The organism is Alphaproteobacteria bacterium (assembly GCA_040216735.1).
In the GTDB taxonomy this organism is placed as follows: domain Bacteria; phylum Pseudomonadota; class Alphaproteobacteria; order SHVP01; family SHVP01; genus CALJDF01.
In genome coordinates this window covers 300656-317120 of record JAVJOO010000005.1, presented here as the reverse complement: position 1 = coordinate 317120, position 16465 = coordinate 300656, and the positions used below count along the sequence as shown (strand labels likewise).

20 protein-coding genes are annotated in these 16465 nt (G+C 61.5%); 14 read left to right on the top strand and 6 right to left on the bottom strand.

Translation table 11 applies throughout. The annotated features are described in order from the left end of the window. The first annotated feature begins 187 nt into the window (after positions 1 to 187). From RID42_14805 to RID42_14795, 3 genes are read left to right on the top strand one after another with little or no spacing between them, the layout of a single operon-like run. A complete protein-coding gene (locus RID42_14805) occupies positions 188 to 1039 on the top strand; it encodes a NifU family protein (GenBank protein MEQ8248945.1) in 852 nt (283 codons plus the stop codon). A 25-nt stretch (positions 1040 to 1064) separates the two neighbouring features. After that, the gene (locus RID42_14800; GenBank protein ID MEQ8248944.1) at positions 1065 to 2450 is read left to right on the top strand and encodes a CUAEP/CCAEP-tail radical SAM protein; all 1386 of its coding nucleotides are present in this window, start codon (positions 1065 to 1067) and stop codon (positions 2448 to 2450) included. 3 nt (positions 2451 to 2453) lie between these two features. Further along, positions 2454 to 3674, top strand: coding sequence for an ATP-grasp domain-containing protein (locus tag RID42_14795; GenBank protein ID MEQ8248943.1), 1221 nt, complete (start codon positions 2454 to 2456; stop codon positions 3672 to 3674). Here RID42_14795 and RID42_14790 read toward each other — a convergent pair. After that, entirely contained in the window at positions 3661 to 4926 is a 1266-nt protein-coding gene (locus tag RID42_14790) for a sodium:proton antiporter (protein ID MEQ8248942.1), read from the bottom strand. The two genes, RID42_14795 and RID42_14790, sit on opposite strands and share 14 nt — an antisense overlap. Positions 4927 to 5036: 110 nt before the next feature. Here RID42_14790 and RID42_14785 point away from each other — a divergent pair, with 110 nt between their 5' ends. Together RID42_14785 and RID42_14780 are read left to right on the top strand one after the other, a co-directional pair. Then, on the top strand, positions 5037 to 5627 hold the full coding sequence (locus RID42_14785; GenBank protein ID MEQ8248941.1) for a fibronectin type III domain-containing protein: 591 nt from the start codon (positions 5037 to 5039) through the stop codon (positions 5625 to 5627). After that, positions 5540 to 5857 (top strand): discoidin domain-containing protein, encoded by a 318-nt coding sequence (locus RID42_14780; GenBank protein ID MEQ8248940.1) that lies wholly within the window; start codon positions 5540 to 5542, stop codon positions 5855 to 5857. The genes RID42_14785 and RID42_14780 overlap by 88 nt, the downstream gene beginning before the upstream one ends. Positions 5858 to 5878: 21 nt before the next feature. Here the strand turns inward: RID42_14780 and pspF are convergent, their stop codons facing one another. Continuing rightward, positions 5879 to 6925 carry a phage shock protein operon transcriptional activator gene (pspF, locus tag RID42_14775; protein ID MEQ8248939.1) on the bottom strand — a complete coding sequence of 349 codons (1047 nt, stop codon included), beginning with the start codon at positions 6923 to 6925 and terminating at the stop codon, positions 5879 to 5881. Between the two features lie 169 nt (positions 6926 to 7094). Between pspF and RID42_14770 the strand changes: the two genes are divergently transcribed. The 6 genes from RID42_14770 (at position 7095) to RID42_14745 (ending at position 9311) form a co-directional block, all read left to right on the top strand. Continuing rightward, entirely contained in the window at positions 7095 to 7301 is a 207-nt protein-coding gene (locus RID42_14770; GenBank protein MEQ8248938.1) for a hypothetical protein, read from the top strand. Beyond that, a complete protein-coding gene (locus RID42_14765; GenBank protein MEQ8248937.1) occupies positions 7298 to 7438 on the top strand; it encodes a hypothetical protein in 141 nt (46 codons plus the stop codon). Before RID42_14770 ends, RID42_14765 begins: the two co-directional genes overlap by 4 nt. A gap of 23 nt (positions 7439 to 7461) precedes the next feature. Beyond that, positions 7462 to 8133 carry a phage shock protein PspA gene (pspA, locus tag RID42_14760; protein ID MEQ8248936.1) on the top strand — a complete coding sequence of 224 codons (672 nt, stop codon included), beginning with the start codon at positions 7462 to 7464 and terminating at the stop codon, positions 8131 to 8133. 45 nt (positions 8134 to 8178) lie between these two features. Further along, entirely contained in the window at positions 8179 to 8409 is a 231-nt protein-coding gene (gene pspB / locus RID42_14755) for an envelope stress response membrane protein PspB (GenBank protein MEQ8248935.1), read from the top strand. Beyond that, entirely contained in the window at positions 8402 to 8800 is a 399-nt protein-coding gene (gene pspC, locus RID42_14750) for an envelope stress response membrane protein PspC (protein ID MEQ8248934.1), read from the top strand. The genes pspB and pspC overlap by 8 nt, the downstream gene beginning before the upstream one ends. Positions 8801 to 8894: 94 nt before the next feature. Continuing rightward, entirely contained in the window at positions 8895 to 9311 is a 417-nt protein-coding gene (locus tag RID42_14745) for a VOC family protein (protein ID MEQ8248933.1), read from the top strand. An 11-nt stretch (positions 9312 to 9322) separates the two neighbouring features. Here the strand turns inward: RID42_14745 and RID42_14740 are convergent, their stop codons facing one another. Together RID42_14740 and RID42_14735 are read right to left on the bottom strand one after the other, a co-directional pair. After that, on the bottom strand, positions 9323 to 10267 hold the full coding sequence (locus RID42_14740; protein MEQ8248932.1) for a nucleoside hydrolase: 945 nt from the start codon (positions 10265 to 10267) through the stop codon (positions 9323 to 9325). Positions 10268 to 10279: 12 nt separating this feature from the next. After that, on the bottom strand, positions 10280 to 11212 hold the full coding sequence (locus tag RID42_14735; protein ID MEQ8248931.1) for a ribokinase: 933 nt from the start codon (positions 11210 to 11212) through the stop codon (positions 10280 to 10282). 65 nt (positions 11213 to 11277) lie between these two features. On the opposite strand from RID42_14735, the gene RID42_14730 reads away from it, so the two are divergent. Genes RID42_14730 through RID42_14720 form a run of 3 tightly spaced genes read left to right on the top strand, consistent with a single transcriptional unit; the run spans position 11278 to position 14489 of the window. Further along, positions 11278 to 11913, top strand: coding sequence for a DNA-3-methyladenine glycosylase 2 family protein (locus tag RID42_14730; protein ID MEQ8248930.1), 636 nt, complete (start codon positions 11278 to 11280; stop codon positions 11911 to 11913). Continuing rightward, positions 11910 to 12725, top strand: a complete 816-nt coding sequence (locus tag RID42_14725) for a DUF1194 domain-containing protein (GenBank protein MEQ8248929.1) — start codon at positions 11910 to 11912, stop codon at positions 12723 to 12725. Before RID42_14730 ends, RID42_14725 begins: the two co-directional genes overlap by 4 nt. A gap of 9 nt (positions 12726 to 12734) precedes the next feature. Next, on the top strand, positions 12735 to 14489 hold the full coding sequence (locus RID42_14720; protein MEQ8248928.1) for a thiamine pyrophosphate-binding protein: 1755 nt from the start codon (positions 12735 to 12737) through the stop codon (positions 14487 to 14489). 1 nt (position 14490) lies between these two features. Here RID42_14720 and RID42_14715 read toward each other — a convergent pair whose 3' ends face one another. Together RID42_14715 and RID42_14710 are read right to left on the bottom strand one after the other, a co-directional pair. Then, on the bottom strand, positions 14491 to 15417 hold the full coding sequence (locus tag RID42_14715) for an ABC transporter permease (protein ID MEQ8248927.1): 927 nt from the start codon (positions 15415 to 15417) through the stop codon (positions 14491 to 14493). Next, a complete protein-coding gene (locus tag RID42_14710) occupies positions 15417 to 16403 on the bottom strand; it encodes an ABC transporter permease (protein MEQ8248926.1) in 987 nt (328 codons plus the stop codon). Before RID42_14710 ends, RID42_14715 begins: the two co-directional genes overlap by 1 nt. Positions 16404 to 16465: the final 62 nt, after the last annotated feature.

Sequence of the window (16465 nt, the reverse complement as noted above, 5' to 3'; positions counted from 1 at the left end):
GTTCTGAGAAATTCTTCGGCTACCGTTGTGTTTAAGCATCTACCCTATGCGGGCCTGAGCCGGAATTCAACGCTGCAATCGCCCCGTCGCTGAGTTGTGAGTTCCGACACCGACGCGGAACCCCCCTTGATTGCCAGTCGCAAATGCGTACATTGCCGAATAATCGACTGAATTAGTCAGGATTAACATGTTCATCCAAACCGAGACGCTCGCCGACCCGGCCCAACTTCGATTCAATCCCGGCCGCGAGGTTCTCGCGCGGGGTGGCGAAGTCACCTTTGCAACCCGAGAGGAGGCGCAAGGCGCCTCGCCATTGGCGGCGCGTCTGTTCGAGGTCGGCAATGTCGAATTTGTAACGCTCCTGCAAGCGGCAATCGTTGTCGAGAAAAGCCCGGTAGTCGAGTGGACCGAGCTCAAACCCGCACTGCTGGTTGCGATCATGGATCACCTCACCCAGGGCCACCCGGTATTGAACGAGCCGGGCAGTACCAACGCCGAAGCCGCCCCCGGCGACGATCCGGTTGTTGCCCGCATTCAGGAAATCATTGACGAGCGGGTGATGCCGGTGGTCAGCCGCGACGGCGGCGAGGTGATCTTCGTGGCATACGACGACGGCGACGTCGTTCTCGAACTTAAAGGGTCGGCCCGTAGTCTGATCGGCGGAATCGAAAATATGATCCGTCACTTCGTGCCCCAAGTGGAGCGCGTGGTCGATCATCTCGATGCGATTCCGAAACCCGGTCTTGAGACGCCGGAAGGCTTGGCGGTTCGCCAGGTTCTCGACGAACAAATCAACCCCTCGGTGGCCAGCCACGGAGGTCACATTGCTCTTGTGGATGTCCAGGGCGATACGGTCTTCATTCGATTGGAGGGCGGATGCCAAGGATGTGGCATGGCCGATGTCACGCTCAAGCAAGGCGTCGAGGTCGCGATCAAACAGGCGGTGCCCTCGATCAATCACGTGCTGGATTCGACGGACCACGCGGGCGGGGAGAATCCCTATTTCCAACCCGGCAAAGGTGGGATGAGCGCGTATTAGGACCGCCGTGACGAACGCTCCGGCGATGCACGCCGTTCTGGTTTCGACCTACGATCTTGGTCACCAGCCGCTTGGGTTAGCGTCGCCGGCTGCCTGGCTGCGCGAGGCTGGGGCGAGTGTGACCTGCCTCGATCTGTCGCTCGACCGTCTAGACGGCACGGCGATCCGGCGCGCCGGTTTGGTGGCATTCCATGTCCCGATGCATACCGCGACGCGCCTCGCCTCGGAAATTATCCCGCGGGTGCGCGCCCTTAACCCCACGGCCCATATCGTGGCGTTCGGACTCTACGCGCCGGTCAACGAGGAGCACTTGCGCGCACTGGGCGTTGGTACCGTGATTGGCGGCGAATACGAAGCGGTGTTGGTCGAAGTATTTCGCGATCTCGCCGCGGGCCGGGCCGTGGCGCCGCAAAGCAAAACCATCCATCTGGATAAGCTTGTGTTTCGCCTGCCCGACCGACAGGGCCTGCCGTCGCTCGATTCCTATGGAAAACTTCTCGCGGTCGACGGCAGCGAGGGCCGTGTGGGCTACGTGGAAGCCAGCCGCGGCTGCAAACACCGTTGCCGGCACTGCCCTGTCGTGCCGGTGTACGACGGTACGTTCCGCGTCGTACAGCGCGACATTGTCGTCGAGGACATCGCGCAGCAAATCGAGGCGGGCGCGGAACACATTACTTTTGGCGACCCCGATTTCTTCAATGGGTCGGGCCACGGAATGGCCGTCGCCCGACGTCTACATGAACGCTTTCCGGCCGTGACGTACGACGTCACCATCAAAGTCGAGCACCTTCTACGCCACCGCGATTTGTTACCCGAGCTTGCCTCGACGGGGTGTCTATTCGTGACGACGGCCGTCGAAGCGCTGGACGACGATAGCCTGCGCATTCTCGACAAGGGGCACACGCGGGCCGACTTTATCGAGGCTTTGGCAATTGCCCGTGACGTCGGCCTGACTCTGTCGCCGACGTTCGTGCCCTTTGCGCCGTGGACCAGCTTGACCGGGTACGCAGCACTGCTAGACGACATCGCAACCCTAGGGTTAGTAGATCAAGTCGCACCGGTTCAACTCGCCATCCGATTGCTGGTGCCGAAGGGCTCGCTGCTCGTCGGCTATCCGGCGATGGACGGCGCATTGGGCGCGTTCGACCCGGAGGCGTTGAGCTATCGCTGGGCCCATACCGACCCAAAGGTCGATGCGCTGCAGCGCGATATCCAACAGGCGGTGGAACAGGGCGATGCGGCGGGCGAGTCGCGCCGTGCGGTATTCGCCCGGCTCTGGGACATCGCCCATGCCGCGCTCGCCGTGCCCCGACCCCTCCCGCCGCTGCCGGCAGGGGTGCGCGTACCGCACATGAGCGAGCCTTGGTACTGTTGCGCCGAGCCGACGGAATTGCAGCGCGCCGCGATCTAGCCCATGGCACGGCTGTTGTTGCTGGTTCCTTCGTCGTCCTATCGCATCGGCGATTTTCTGGGTGCGGCCAGAGCCACGGGTGCCGACGTTGTCGTCGGGATCGGTGGCGATGGGAGTGCAGCCCTGCCCGGCGACGGTACGCTCCAACTGGATTTCTCCAATCACAATGTCGGTGTGTCGCAGATCGCGGACCACGCCGCGCGACACCCTTTGGACGCCATTGTTGCTGTCGACGAGGGGCCGACATTGCTCGCCGCGCGCGCGGCCCAATCGCTTGGCCTAGCCCACAATCGACCGGACGCGATTGAAATCGCCGGCAACAAAAGACGGCTCAGGGAGGTCTTGACCGCCGCCGGTCTGCCCCAGGCTGCGTTCGAAGTTCTACCTATTGACGGTCCTGCGCAGACGAGGCTGGCGTTTCCTTGCGTTGTCAAGCCGTTTGCGATGTCTGCGAGCCGGGGAGTCATCCGCGCCGACGACCAACCGTCGTTCGAGGCGGCGTTCGCGCGCACCGCGGCGATCGTTCGCTCGGACGACCCGACCCTTCAGTCTCCGACATCGCGGGCGCTCTTGGTCGAAAACTTCGTGCCGGGTATCGAGGTAGCGCTCGAGGGGCTGCTGGTCGGCGGCGAACTCAAGACGTTGGCAATCTTCGATAAGCCCGATCCGCTCGATGGGCCGTACTTCGAAGAGACGATCTATGTCACGCCGTCCCGTTTGGGCACCCACGCACAACGGACTGTGATCGACGCGGTGTCCGCTGCGGTTGTCGCTGTCGGGCTTCAAAGCGGGCCCATCCACGCGGAGGTGCGCCTCGATGGCAACCGTGCCTATGTGCTTGAGGTGGCGGCTCGTTCGATCGGCGGTCTGTGTGGGCGCACGTTGCGGTTCGGCACCGGTTTGAGCCTGGAGGAGATCATCGTTCGCCACGCCCTGGGCCAACCGGTCGAGACCCAGCGGGAAACCGCCGCCGCTGGTGTCATGATGATTCCGATCCCAGCCGCAGGCCGCCTCGATTACGTCGAAGGACTGGCCGAGGCGCAGTTCATGCCGGGCATCCATGAGGTGACGATCAGCGTCGCGCGCGGCGAGACGCTCGTACCGCTGCCCGAGGGGAACCGCTATTTGGGGTTCATCCTCGCGCGCGGCGAGTCGCCGGACGACGTCGAGGCCGCGCTGCGTGACGCCCACAGCGTTCTCCGTTTCGGAATCAGCGCACCGTGAGCCGAACCACCCGGCGGATGCTAAGCCCCTGGACGATAATCGAAAAAATAACGACGCCGTAGGTAATGGCGAGAATGGGCTCGCGCGCCGGCAGGTCCGGTAGCGACAACGCCAATGCGACGGAAATACCGCCCTTGAGCCCGCCCCAGGTCAGGACAGGAACGGCCCCTCTGGTGAATTCTTGACGAATGCCCAACACCAAAATCGGAATCGATACCGAAACGAAGCGAGCGAGGAGTGCGATCGGAATCGCAATCAGCATGCCTAATAACTCGGGGGCCGTGAACGACAGTGCGATGACCTCGAACCCGATCAGCAAGAAGAGTGCCGCGTTGAGGATCTCGTCCAGAAGCGACCAGAAGGTTTCGACATGCTCGCGGGTTCTGTCGCTCATCGCGAACCGGCTCCCTTGGTTACCGATCAACAGGCCGGCAATGACCACGGCGATCGGCCCGGAAATGTGGAGTGTCGTCGCGATCCCGTAGGTCAGCATGACTAGGGAAAGGGTAACCATGATTTCGAGGTTGTATTCATCGACCGACTTCATCGCATAGAAAGCAATCAATCCGGTGACGAGACCGAGCACCGCGCCGCCTAGCGCCTCGACGACGAAGAGTTCGGCGATCCTGAGCGCGCCGATCGGTTCGCCTCCATGACCGCCGCCGCCCAAGGCGATTGCCAGCAAAATTGTGAACACCACGACGCCCACGCCGTCGTTGAACAGGCTCTCGCCGGCGATTTTTGCCCGCAAACTATCGGGAACACCCGGCACGGTTTTCAGAATACCCAGAACCGCCACTGGGTCGGTCGGTGAAATGAGTGCACCGAAGACCAGCGCCCAAGCAAAGGGCACGTCGATTCCCAGTACCCGGGCGAGGAAGTAGATACCGACGGCGTTGAGTGCGGTCGAAATCAACACGCCGGCGGTCGCCAACGATCCGATCGCCCACTTGCGGGCAAGCAAGTCACTAAGGTTGACGTGTAACGCCCCGGCAAAAAGCAAGAAACTCAGAAGGCCCTGCATCAGCGTGTCGTGGAAATCGATCTGAAGAAAGGCGGCCCGGGCGGTATCGCGCAGGTTCAGCGCCGGGAAGATATTGTCGACAGTAATGATGCACAGTGACGAAATCATCGCGATGACGACGAGGCCGATGGTGGTCGGCAGCTTAAGCCAGCGGTGATTGAGATAACCGAAGGCCGCCGCAAGGGTCACGACGGCGGTCGCGATGTTGATGAGGCCGAGGTCTGTCATAAGTGTGTCCCGCCCGTTCAAGGGGAGTTGAACATGCCTTCGATGGTGCGGCCTTGCAAAGGGTGCGGTTGACCCGTATGCGACTCGAAGCCGTTTTTTAGGGGGTTGAGATGCTTCGATATTGCTTGGTTGTTTTGGCGTTGACCCCGGTCGTTCTAGCAACACCGCAAGCTTACGCGCAGGAGCAGATGTTTGGCGTCCGTTCCATCGCCGAAGTCACCGACGGCGAGTTGCCCGCGGCGACAGAAGTCACCCACCGAGATGCCGTGCTGCGGTTTCGTTCCAGCATCCCGCTCGCCTGTTCGGTGGTGTATGGGGAAACGACGGCTTTTGGCCACATTGCCGTCGACCAAGACATGGACGGCGGCGCCCACCAAAACCACCATCCCCTGATGGCTAATCTGCGGCCCAATACGACCTATCATTTCCGGGTCCAGGGCGTTGCGGCCGATGGCCGCGTCTTTGTCGGGGAAACCCAGACCTTTCGAACATTGGCAGCGCCCCGCGACACCCGGGTCAATATTGCGTCGCTACTGCTGGGGCCCGAATCGCGGCAGTCTCGAGCAATTGGTCCAATCAAACCAACGATGGATCGTTCGGCGCGAACAGCGCGATCGACGGACAGCGTGGCTCGGCATGGTCGTCGAACGGCGACGGCGACGATGCCTATATCGTTGTCGACCTACCAAAGCGCGCGTTGATAGGCGAGATTGAGGTCTGGACCCGTTCGATGAGCGATGGCACCGCGCAGACCTTCAAGTTCACGGTGACGACGGACGATGGCCGGACGCCGGGACCGTTTGCTTTGCCCGATGCCAGCAAACCCTATCGCTTCGCCGTCGATGTCGAAGCGAAGAGCCTGCGTCTCGATGTCGTGGAAAGCAGCGGCGGCAACACCGGTCTCATCGAGTTTGCGGCTTACGAGAAATAGGTATTTACGGCGTGGCCGGTCTCACGCCGAAGAGGGCGTGGGGCCCGAGCCCAGTAGGTCGTGTTTGCGTAGATCGTTGCGGAGTTGGTTGTAGGTAAGGCCGAGATAGTTTGCGGTGGCGCGTTGGTTGTACCGGTTCTCCATTAAGGCGCGTTCCAGCAACTTCTTTTCAAAGGCTGCGACGGCATCTCGGAGGTTGACCGGCCCAGCGGCATCGGGGGCGGGTGCCTGAATAGCGTCGGGTGGTTGGTCGATGGCGGGTACCGTGTGTTCGGCGGTATGGGGCCGGAAGGGCGAGTCGAACGGGTCGAAGACGATATGCTGGATCGGCTGGTCGGGTTCACTCGCGAACACCGAACGCTCGACGACGTTTTTCAGTTCACGCACGTTTCCCGGCCAAGGGTAGTCGCGCATTTTCTTGAGTGCGTTCCGCGCAAAGCCTGGGAACGCGTCCCATCCGATTTCTTGCGCGATGCCCCGCCCAAAATGAGTGGCGAGCAGGGGAATATCTTCCAACCGAGCGCGCAGCGGTGGAATGGTGATTACCGCGATGCTCAACCGGTCCAAAAGATCGTGGCGGAAACGGCCATCGCGCGCGGCGGCGGGCAAGTCCACGTTGGTTGCGCCGATGACCCGTACGTCGACGCCGATCGTCGCGTTGCCGCCAACACGTTCGAATTCTCCGTACTCGACGGTGCGTAAGATTTTCTCCTGGACCGACAGACTCGCGTTGGCGATCTCGTCGAGAAACAGGCTGCCGCCGTTGGCGAGTTCGAATCGGCCCGCACGGCGGCGTGTAGCACCGGTGAAGGCCCCCGCTTCGTGGCCAAACAGTTCGCTTTCCAACAGACCCTCGGAGAGCGCTGCGCAATTGAGTTTGGCGTATGTCCGGTCCCAGCGCGCCGACAGGAAGTGAAGGCGCGCCGCGACCAGCTCCTTGCCGGTGCCGCGTTCGCCGATTACGAGGACCGGGCGATCCAAGGTGGCGAGACGCGAGATCTCCTCGCCCAATGCCAGGAAACTGGGGGATTCACCAATGAGGGGTGGCAAGTCGGCGGGTGCATTCACTTGTTTAATTATACCTCAAATCAGTCAAAAATAATAATTAGTATCTTAATATGTACAGTATCCTATCCAGCTCCTTTCAAAATTATCGTTTAAAAACAATAGTTTATGTGTCTTCAGCAGGTTGGCACGCATCCTGCTCTAGAGGAGGTAGAACGTGGAGGAGGATGGGATGACAAAAGCAACGACAGAACGACGCGACCGCAAGGGTATTACACCGATCTACGCCCACCTCGGCGCGGACGAGGTGGAGGCTTGGATGGTCCTGCAACTTGCGCTGCATCTGCGCGGGACGCCGACCCTTCCCGTGCCCTACCTGCGCAACGAGGCGCTGGAGCCTGCGCCGGTCGCCGGGCCTATTCGGCGGAGGCCGCAATGAGCACACGCTACGACGCGCGCGACGACACCAATTGGGATCGATTGCGCGCACGGTTCCTGCGGTTCGTTCGAACCAGGACCGCAGACCAATGGATCATGTTTCTAGCCGGCGCTGTGGTTGGGGCCTTCCTGGCTTAATCTAAGAAAAGAGGAGATCGACGATGGGTGTTTTTTCTCGCTTGACAGACATTATCAATTCCAACCTCACGGCGATGTTGGACCGTGCGGAGGATCCCGAAAAGATGATTCGGCTGATCATCCAGGAAATGGAGGACACGCTGGTTGAGGTTCGCTCGACCGCTGCGCGAACCATTGCCGAGAAAAAAGGGATCAACCGGCAATTGGACCGTCTGGCCGATTCGGCTGCGGAGTGGGAGCGCAAGGCCGAGTTCGCCATCTCGCGCAATCGCGAGGACTTAGCCAAGGGCGCGCTTCTGGAGAAGTCCAAACTTGCGGATGCTGCAAACGCGCTGGAAACAGAGGTCGCTCTTTTGGACGAATCGCTCGAAAAGAACGATACCGACGTTGCACGCCTCGAAGCGAAGCTGACTGAAGCCAAGGCAAAACAGAAAACCATTCGGTCGCGCAAAGAAACCGTCGATTCGAGGCTTAAGGTTCGCCGCCAGTTGCACGACCCGCGCGTCGACGATGCCTTCGCCCGGTTCGAGAAGATCGAGAAGAGAATCGATGCGACCGAAGGCGAAATCGAGTCCTATGATCTTGGCAAGCGGCGCTCGCTGTCCGACGAGATCGCCGAACTGGAGGCCGAAAGTTCCATCGAGAAGGAACTCGCGGCCCTCAAAGCCCGGGTCTCGGGCGCGCCTAAGTCCTAGGCGCGTCCGCGACTGCTTGGTCGGAAAAACAAGAACGGAGGGACAATGGACACCGGAATGGTCGCCGTCATCTTGGCGCTCGGCGTGGTCGTGCCGACGTGGATCGTCTTCCACTACGTGACTCGCTGGCGCGGTACCAAGACGATCTCTGGCGAGGACGAGAAGTTGTTGCAGGACCTTTGGCAAAGCGCCGAAAAAATCGAGCAGCGATTGGGAAGCCTCGAAAAGATCCTCGATGCCGACTCTCCGGATTGGCGGAGGGCGCGCGATGAATAATCCAGCTCGCGCCAGTCACACGCGGCTCTACAAGAATCGCCGCAAGGGAAAAGTCTCGGGGGTCTGCGCTGGGATTGCCGACTATTTCGGGATTAGCCCAACCCCGCTGCGAGTGATCTTTGTCGTGAGTTTGATCACGCCGTTTTGGTTGCCGTCCCTGGTCGTATATTTCTTGGCGTCGTGGATATTGGAGGATACGCCCATCGAGGAGACGCCCATTTCCAGCGAGGAGGAGCGGTTCTGGAAAGAGGTTCGCCGTGAGCCTGGCGGCACGGCGCACGACCTGCGCCACAAGTTTCGCGAGATCGAGCGGCGTCTGGGCGCGATGGAGACGCATGTGACGTCGAGCGAATTCGACCTCAAGCGAAAGTTTCGTGACCTCGGCGCCTAATGCTTGTGAGCTGTCCCTGACTATTGACGGTTTGTTTGCAGTCGCGGTCTCCGTCCCCATAATGGCCGTTCCGTAGGCAAACCTTGGAGCCCCTATGAAGTATTTGCATACGATGGTCCGTGTAACCGATGTCGACGCATCGTTGGCGTTCTACGGCAAGCTCGGCCTGCGTGAGGTTCGACGGATCGACAACGACAAGGGGCGATTTTCCCTTATCTTTCTTGCGGCACCGGGCGACGAGGAAGCCCAGGTCGAGCTGACTTACAACTGGGATCCTGAGACCTACGACGGCGGCCGCAACTTCGGTCACTTGGCCTACCAGGTCGACGACATTTATGCGGCCTGCCAACGCCTGATGGACGGTGGCGTAACGATCAACCGACCCCCGCGCGACGGGCGTATGGCGTTCGTACGCTCGCCCGACAACATCTCGGTGGAACTGCTGCAAAAAGGCGACGCCCTTCGACCGGCTGAGCCTTGGACATCGATGCCCAATGTCGGCGAGTGGTAGCGCGTTTGGTGCTAGGGGAGGCTCGCGATCTTCCGATTGAGAAGATCGAAGAAACCGTCGGCATCAACACCGTGAATCCAGGTGGCGTTATGGCCGCGCTCCGTTACTCGCCAAAAGTCGGTGACCGTTGCGCCCATCGTTAGGTCGGATTGCGTTTCGACCGTGACGTTGACGGCCTTGCCGGAAAACAGGGCCGGTTCCAGCAAATAGGCGATGGTGCAGGGGTCGTGCAGCGGTCCCCCGTCGGTACCGTATTTCTCCTCGTCGAACCGGTTGTAGAACGCCATCATTGCCTTGACGGCTGTGCCGGTCCGATTGCCGAGGCTGGCAAAGGCTTCGATCCGCGCGGCGGTGGTGATGACCTGGTGGGTGACGTCGAGCGGCATTATCACGATCGGGCGACCGCAGCGGAAAACGATGTCGGCGGCGTGCGGATCGACGTAGATGTTGAATTCGGCGGACGGTGTCGTGTTGCCGCCCTCGCGCATCGCGCCGCCCATCAATACGATCTCGCGGATTTTGGGTAGGATGCGGGGTTCGCGCACGATCGCCATACCGATGTTGGTGAGCGGGCCGGTCGGCACGAGCGTTATGGAATCGTCGGGCACTTTCATCAACGTATCGACGATGAAGTCGACGGCATGCTGGGCTTGGAGAGGCAGGGCGGGTTCATAGATCTCGGTGCCGTCGATACCCTCGCGGCCATGCACATGCTCCGCTGTCACGAGGTGTCGCATCATGGGCCGCTCGCAGCCTGCGAATACCGGAATGTCGGAGACGCCCCCCAGTTCGCAGATGATTCGCGCATTGCGCTGGGTCTTGGCCAAGGGGACGTTGCCGGCGACGGTAGTGATCCCCCGTATATCCAACGCGTCGCGCGCCCCGAACGCGAGCAACAGCATGACCGCATCGTCTTGCCCGGGATCGCAGTCGATGAGGATAGGTGTTCGTGCCATGGGCCCCGCCCTTCAAGTTTTCCGTGCCAGGAGTTTTTCTATTTCGCGGCGGGTCGGCATCGCCGGCGCGGTTCCAGGTCGCGTTACCGAGATCGCTGCAGCAGCGTTGCCAAATCGCACGGCATTCTCAAGGTCCTGCCCTTCGGCGAGGGCTGCGGCCATCGCGCCGTTGAAGGAATCTCCGGCACCCGTGGTTTCGACCAAGGGACCTGCTCGGTGGGCCGCGACGACGAGGGTACGTTGGGTGTCCATCAAAAAGACGCCGTTCGCGCCGAGTGTGATGACGACCGCGCCCGCGCCTCGGTCTAGAAAATACCGCCCGGCGTTCGCGGCTTCGGCGGGGCCGGTAACGCGGTGGCCGCTTAGGGCGCCTGCTTCGCTTTCGTTGGGCGTGACGATATCGGCGAGCGACCAAATCTGGGGGCTTACCGAAGCGGCCGGCGCCGGGTTCAATACCGTGCGGACGCCCCGGGATTTGGCCAAGCGCAAGCCAACCTGCGCGACGGGAAGGGGCACCTCGAACTGGGTCAGGAAGATGTCGGCCGCGGCGACCAGGTCGATTGCCGCTTCCGCCTCCGCAACCGAGATGGCGCCGGCGGCACCCGGGGTGACGACGATCGCGTTCTCCCCGGTTTCTTCGCTCAGGAATATCCCAGCCGCGCCGGTCGGGTGGGTTTGGCTGTCGATCAGCCCGCGGTCTGAAATGCCCTCAGCCGCGTAGAGTTCGTGCGCCATATCGCCAAAGGTGTCGGCGCCGATTTTGGCGATTAGTGTGACCTCTGCGCCGGCACGGCGGGCCGCAACGGCCTGATTGGAGCCCTTACCGCCGGGGCCGATTCGAAATTCGCGGCCTAGGGCGGTTTCCCCTGGATGTGGCAACGCCCCAGGCGCGACGAAGGTCAAGTCCGCCACGAAGATGCCGAGAATGCAAACGGTATGGGTCATCGGCTGAACATGCGGGTCAGCATAAAGGCTTCGCGCCAACCGGCAAGGCCGGGCTAGAGTCGGCCATGATCCATGGCCGACCTGACCCAACCCTTGCGCCTGCACTTGAAGAACTTGCGCGCCGCGATCGGCACATTAGCGCTGCCTTCCGCGTCGTGGGACTGCCGCGCCGGCGCCGCCAAACCCGGGGCTTCTCGGGCTTGCTGCGAATTGTGATGGCGCAACAACTCTCAGTCCATGCCGCCAAGGCGATCATTGAGCGGTTGGACGCGGCGACCGGATGCGACCCCGAACGTTTGGCCGCGGCATCGGATGCGGAACTCCGAGCACTTGGACTAAGTCGGCAGAAAATCGCATATGGGCGCGAACTGGCAACCGCCGTCACCAGCGGGGCGTTGAATTTCCGCCGGTTGCACCGGATGGACGATGCCGCGGCAATTGCCGCGCTCACCGAGATCAAGGGGATCGGCCGGTGGACGGCCGAGATCTACCTGCTCTTTGCACTGGGCCGCGCCGATATCATGCCGGCGGGGGATTTGGCGATTTGCGCGGCCGTCCAGCGGCTCAAGAAATTGCGGAAACGTCCCGACGAGAAACGGATGCGTCACATTGCTGAATCGTGGCGCCCCTACCGGAGCGCTGCGGCGTGTTTCCTCTGGCACTACTACGCTCATCCCGGCGTCCCGGACGCTTCGGGATGACGCGCGCGCGATTCCTCCTTGCGGTTTGTAGCTTGGGTGCAGCTCTGGCTCTGGCGACGCCGGCAAGGGCACAAGCTGTCGACTTGGAGCTCGTTCTTGCGGTCGATGTCTCCGGCAGTATCGATTTCGAGGAAGCGCGACTGCAGCGGCAAGGCTATATGGCGGCGTTCCTCGATCCGGTCGTGCTCAGCGCGATTGGCGCGGGCCCATTGGGGCGAATTGCCGTGACTTATGTGGAGTGGGCGGGGGCGTTTAGCCGGGCGGTCACCGTCGACTGGATGATGATCGACGGTCCTGCTACAGCGGAGGCCTTTGTTGCGGCGTTGGAGCGCGCCCCGTTGCACCGGGGTCGCTACACGTCGATTAGCGGCGCGATCGAGTTCGCTCTGCCGATGTTCGACGCCAACACCTTCCAAGGAACGCGGCTCGTGATCGATATTTCCGGCGACGGGCCGAATAACAATGGAACGTTGGTCAACCGGTCCCGCGACCTCGCGGCCGAGGCAGGGGTTACCGTGAACGGGCTGCCGATCATCAACGATCGGCCCAATCCCTTTGGCATCCCGCAAATGAAGGATCTCGATGTCTATTTCGAGCATTGCGTCATTGCCGGGCCGGGGGCGTTCGTCGTTGTGGCGGAGGGTTTCCATGATTTCGGCAGTGCCATTCGTCGCAAACTGATCCTCGAAATCGCTGGTCACCAGCCGAACACATTTCACCGCGCACAGGGATATGTACCGCCGCCGTGCGATATTGGCGAGAAGATGATTCGGCAGTTCCGCGGCAATCAATTTGACTTCGACACATTCTGAGTGAGGCCCATGGACGAGATCGAGAAGCCAGTCGATGTTGCAGGAAATGCCGCACCCGCGTGGGGAAGCGACACGATGGCGATGGCAGTACGCAATCTGGGGCTCAAGTATGTTGCGCTGAACCCGGGTGCGAGCTTTCGTGGGTTCCACGACAGCCTGGTCAACTTTCTCGGCAACCGGGATCCTCAGATGATCCTGTGCTTACATGAAGACCATGCGGTTTCGATTGCGCACGGCTATGCCAAGGTGGCCGGCGAGCCGATGGCTGTGGTGTTACATAGTAACGTCGGTTTGATGCACGGATCGATGGGCATATTCAACGCGTTTTGCGACCGGGTGCCGGTAATGGTGTTCGGCGCCACCGGTCCGGTCGATGCGGCGAAGCGCCGACCGTGGATCGATTGGATTCACACCGCCCAGGATCAAGGTGGGTTGATCCGAAACTTCATCAAATGGGACGATCAACCAGCATCGGTCGCCGCGGCGGTCGAGTCGATCTACCGGGCCAATCAGATCGCCCGAACGGCACCGCGGGGCCCAGTCTACGTGTGCCTCGATGCGGACCTTCAGGAACAGGCCCTCGACGCGCCGATTGTGCCGCCCGACGCCCGGCGGTATGCCCCCGCGAGATCGCAGCGACCGAGTGCCGAAGCTTTAGAAGAGGCCGCGGCGCTTCTGAACGGTGCCCGACGCCCGGCGATTCTGTCGGGCCGCATTGCCCGGACCCAGAACGCATGGGATGCGCGGGTCGCTCTCGCCGAAAAACTCGGTGCCGTCGTGTTCACCGATTTCAAGGCGGGCGCGACCTTCCCGACGGCCCACGCCCAGCACGGCGGGACCCTGCAATTCCTCAGCGATGACCAAAAGCAGGCGGTGCGAGCGTGTGACGTGATCCTCAGCCTCGACTGGATCGACCTTGCCGGAACGCTCGGGCAGGTGTGGTCGGACGTGGAAGTAGGGGCAAGCGTGATTCATGCCTCGATCGATCAATACGTCCACAACGGTTGGAGCATGGACCATCAAGGTTTGCCACCGGTCGACGTCACGCTATTGAGCGAAGCCGATGTGGCGGTGCCACTTCTGACGGCGGCGGTTGCGGGTGGTCGCAAGACATCCGCGGTGCCGCCGCGCAAGACCCCGGACGATCTCAGCGGCGATGGGCCGCTGACCGTGGATCACATTGCCAACGCGTTGAGGGATGCTGTGGGCGATTCCCCAGTTTCGTTGGTGCGCCTGCCGGGCGGCTGGCCAGGCGCGCGGTGGCCGCTGGAAGGGCCGCTCGACTTTCTCGGGTACGACGGGGGCGGGGGTATCGGCTCAGGGCCGGGGATGGCGATCGGCAGCGCCTTGGCGCTCAAAGACTCAGGTCGGCTCGCCGTCGCGGTGATTGGGGACGGCGACTACCTCATGGGCGTCAATGCGTTTTGGACGGCGGCGCATTACCGCATTCCCTTGCTGACCATCGTTGCCAACAACCAATCCTACTTTAACGACGAGATGCATCAGGATCGTGTCGCGCGCCTGCGGTCGCGCAACCCGGACAACCGGTGGATAGGACAGAAGATCGCGGACCCAGCTTTGGACCTTGCCCAGTTGGCCAAAGCCCAGGGTCTCCCGGGCATTGGACCGATCGAAACCGCAGGTCAACTCGCGACCGCGATGATGGAAGGTGTCGCCGTGCTACGTGCCGGAGGCGCCTGCGTAATCGATGTTCGCGTTGGCCCCCGGGGGGCGACTGCCGCGACGATGATCGGTCGGCGGTGAGCTAGCGCAGCCTCGGGTTCAGCGCATCGCGCAGCCAGTCGCCGAGCAAGTTCACGGCGAGAACGAGGAGGGCGAGCGTCGCGCCAGGAAAGACGACGACCCACCACTCACCCGAAAAGAGGAAGTTGTTACCAACGTTGACCAACGTTCCCAGGGAAGGTTGAGTCGGCGGCACACCGACGCCGAGAAACGAGAGCGTCGCCTCGGCGAGAATCGCCACGGCGAGGCTGATGGTGGCGATCACCAGAACGGGTCCGGCTACGTTTGGCAGGACATGGCGTATCATGATGATCGATGGTGGTCGCCCGACCACGCGGGCAGCCAGGACGTACTCTTTGCCCTTCTCGACCATCGTCGAGCCGCGCACCGTACGGGCAAAGTTCACCCAACCGGACAACCCGATGGATAGGACGAGTACGGGTATCGCGAGGTCTTCGACCGCCGCACGCGGCATCACGACACGGGCGACACCGTTGATCAGCAACGCGATAAGAATGGCGGGGAAGCTGAGTTGAACGTCTGCGATGCGCATGACGATGCTGTCGATGTAGCCGCCGACATAGCCGGCAATGAGACCCAAGGTTACGCCGAGCGCCATCGAGAACAACACGGACGCGAAGCCGACCAAGAGGGAAACCCGTAGGCCGTAGAGAATCGCCGAGAAAATATCGCGCCCCTGGTCGTCGGTCCCGAGCCAGAACCTCCAGGTTCCGCCCTCGTCCCACACGGGTGCCGTGAACGCATCTAGGAGATTGAGGCTCGCCGGATCGAACGGATCCTGGGGTGAGATGAGCGGTGCGAACAACGCCATGAGAAAGAGCGATGCCGTTACAACACCCGCGATCATCGTAACCGGCGAGCGACGAAAGCTATTGGCGACATCTGTGTCGAGTCGCTGCCGTAGGGCCGCGCCCCAGCCGCGCGCCATCAGTTGCCCATCGCGATGCGCCGTTCCGCGCGGAGGCGCGGGTCGACGATGTGATAGAGAATGTCGACCACGAGATTGATCACGACGAAGAACAGAGACACCAGGACGAGATAGCTCGCCATGATCGGAATATCGGCGAATTGAATTGCCTGCAGGAAAAGAAGGCCCATGCCGGGCCATTGAAACACCGATTCGGTGATGATCGCGAACGCAATGATCGCGCCGAGTTGGAGTCCGGTGATCGTGATCACGGGGACCAACGTATTTTTCAGGGCGTGCCGAAAGTTCACCGAGCGGGCACGCAGACCCCGTGCGCGGGCGAACTTGATGAAATCGGTTCGTAGGACTTCGAGCATCTCGGACCGCACTAATCGCATGATCAACGTTAGTTGGAACATTCCCAAGGTGAACGCCGGCATCACGATCGACTTCCATCCGCTGACACTGAGCAGCCCGGTTGACCAAAGCCCAAGGTCCACGACTTCCCCGCGACCGAATGTCGGCAACCATCCAAGCGTCACGCCGAAGATCAAGATCAGCAGAATGCCGACCAAGAAGGTGGGCAACGAAATACCGATTAGGGAGACGGTGAGAAAGAGTCGGCTCAGCCAGCGGTCAGGGTAGAGTGCCGTATAGACCCCCATCGGCAGGCCGACGAGCAGGGCAAAAAGGGCAGCGACAAAACAGAGTTCAAGGGTCGCCGGTAGTCGTTCGCGTAGGAGGTCATCGACCGGTCGACCGGTGCGGTAGGAAATGCCGAATTTCCCTTGGGCGGTGTCCACGACATAGCGGGCGAACTGCAACGGGATCGGGTCGTTCAACCCAAGTTGCTCGCGGAGCTGTTCGCGTTGATCGAGCGGCGTTTCCTGCCCCACCATTTGCGCCACGGGGTCGCCCACGAATCGGAATAGCGCGAATGCAATCAGCGCGACGGTCAGCATGACGATCACGGACTGCAAAATCCGGCGGGTTACTAGTGCGAACAATATCCATTCCGTTCAGCGCAACGGTCTGCACGGCTCTATGCGCGCCCCGCTGACCCTATCAC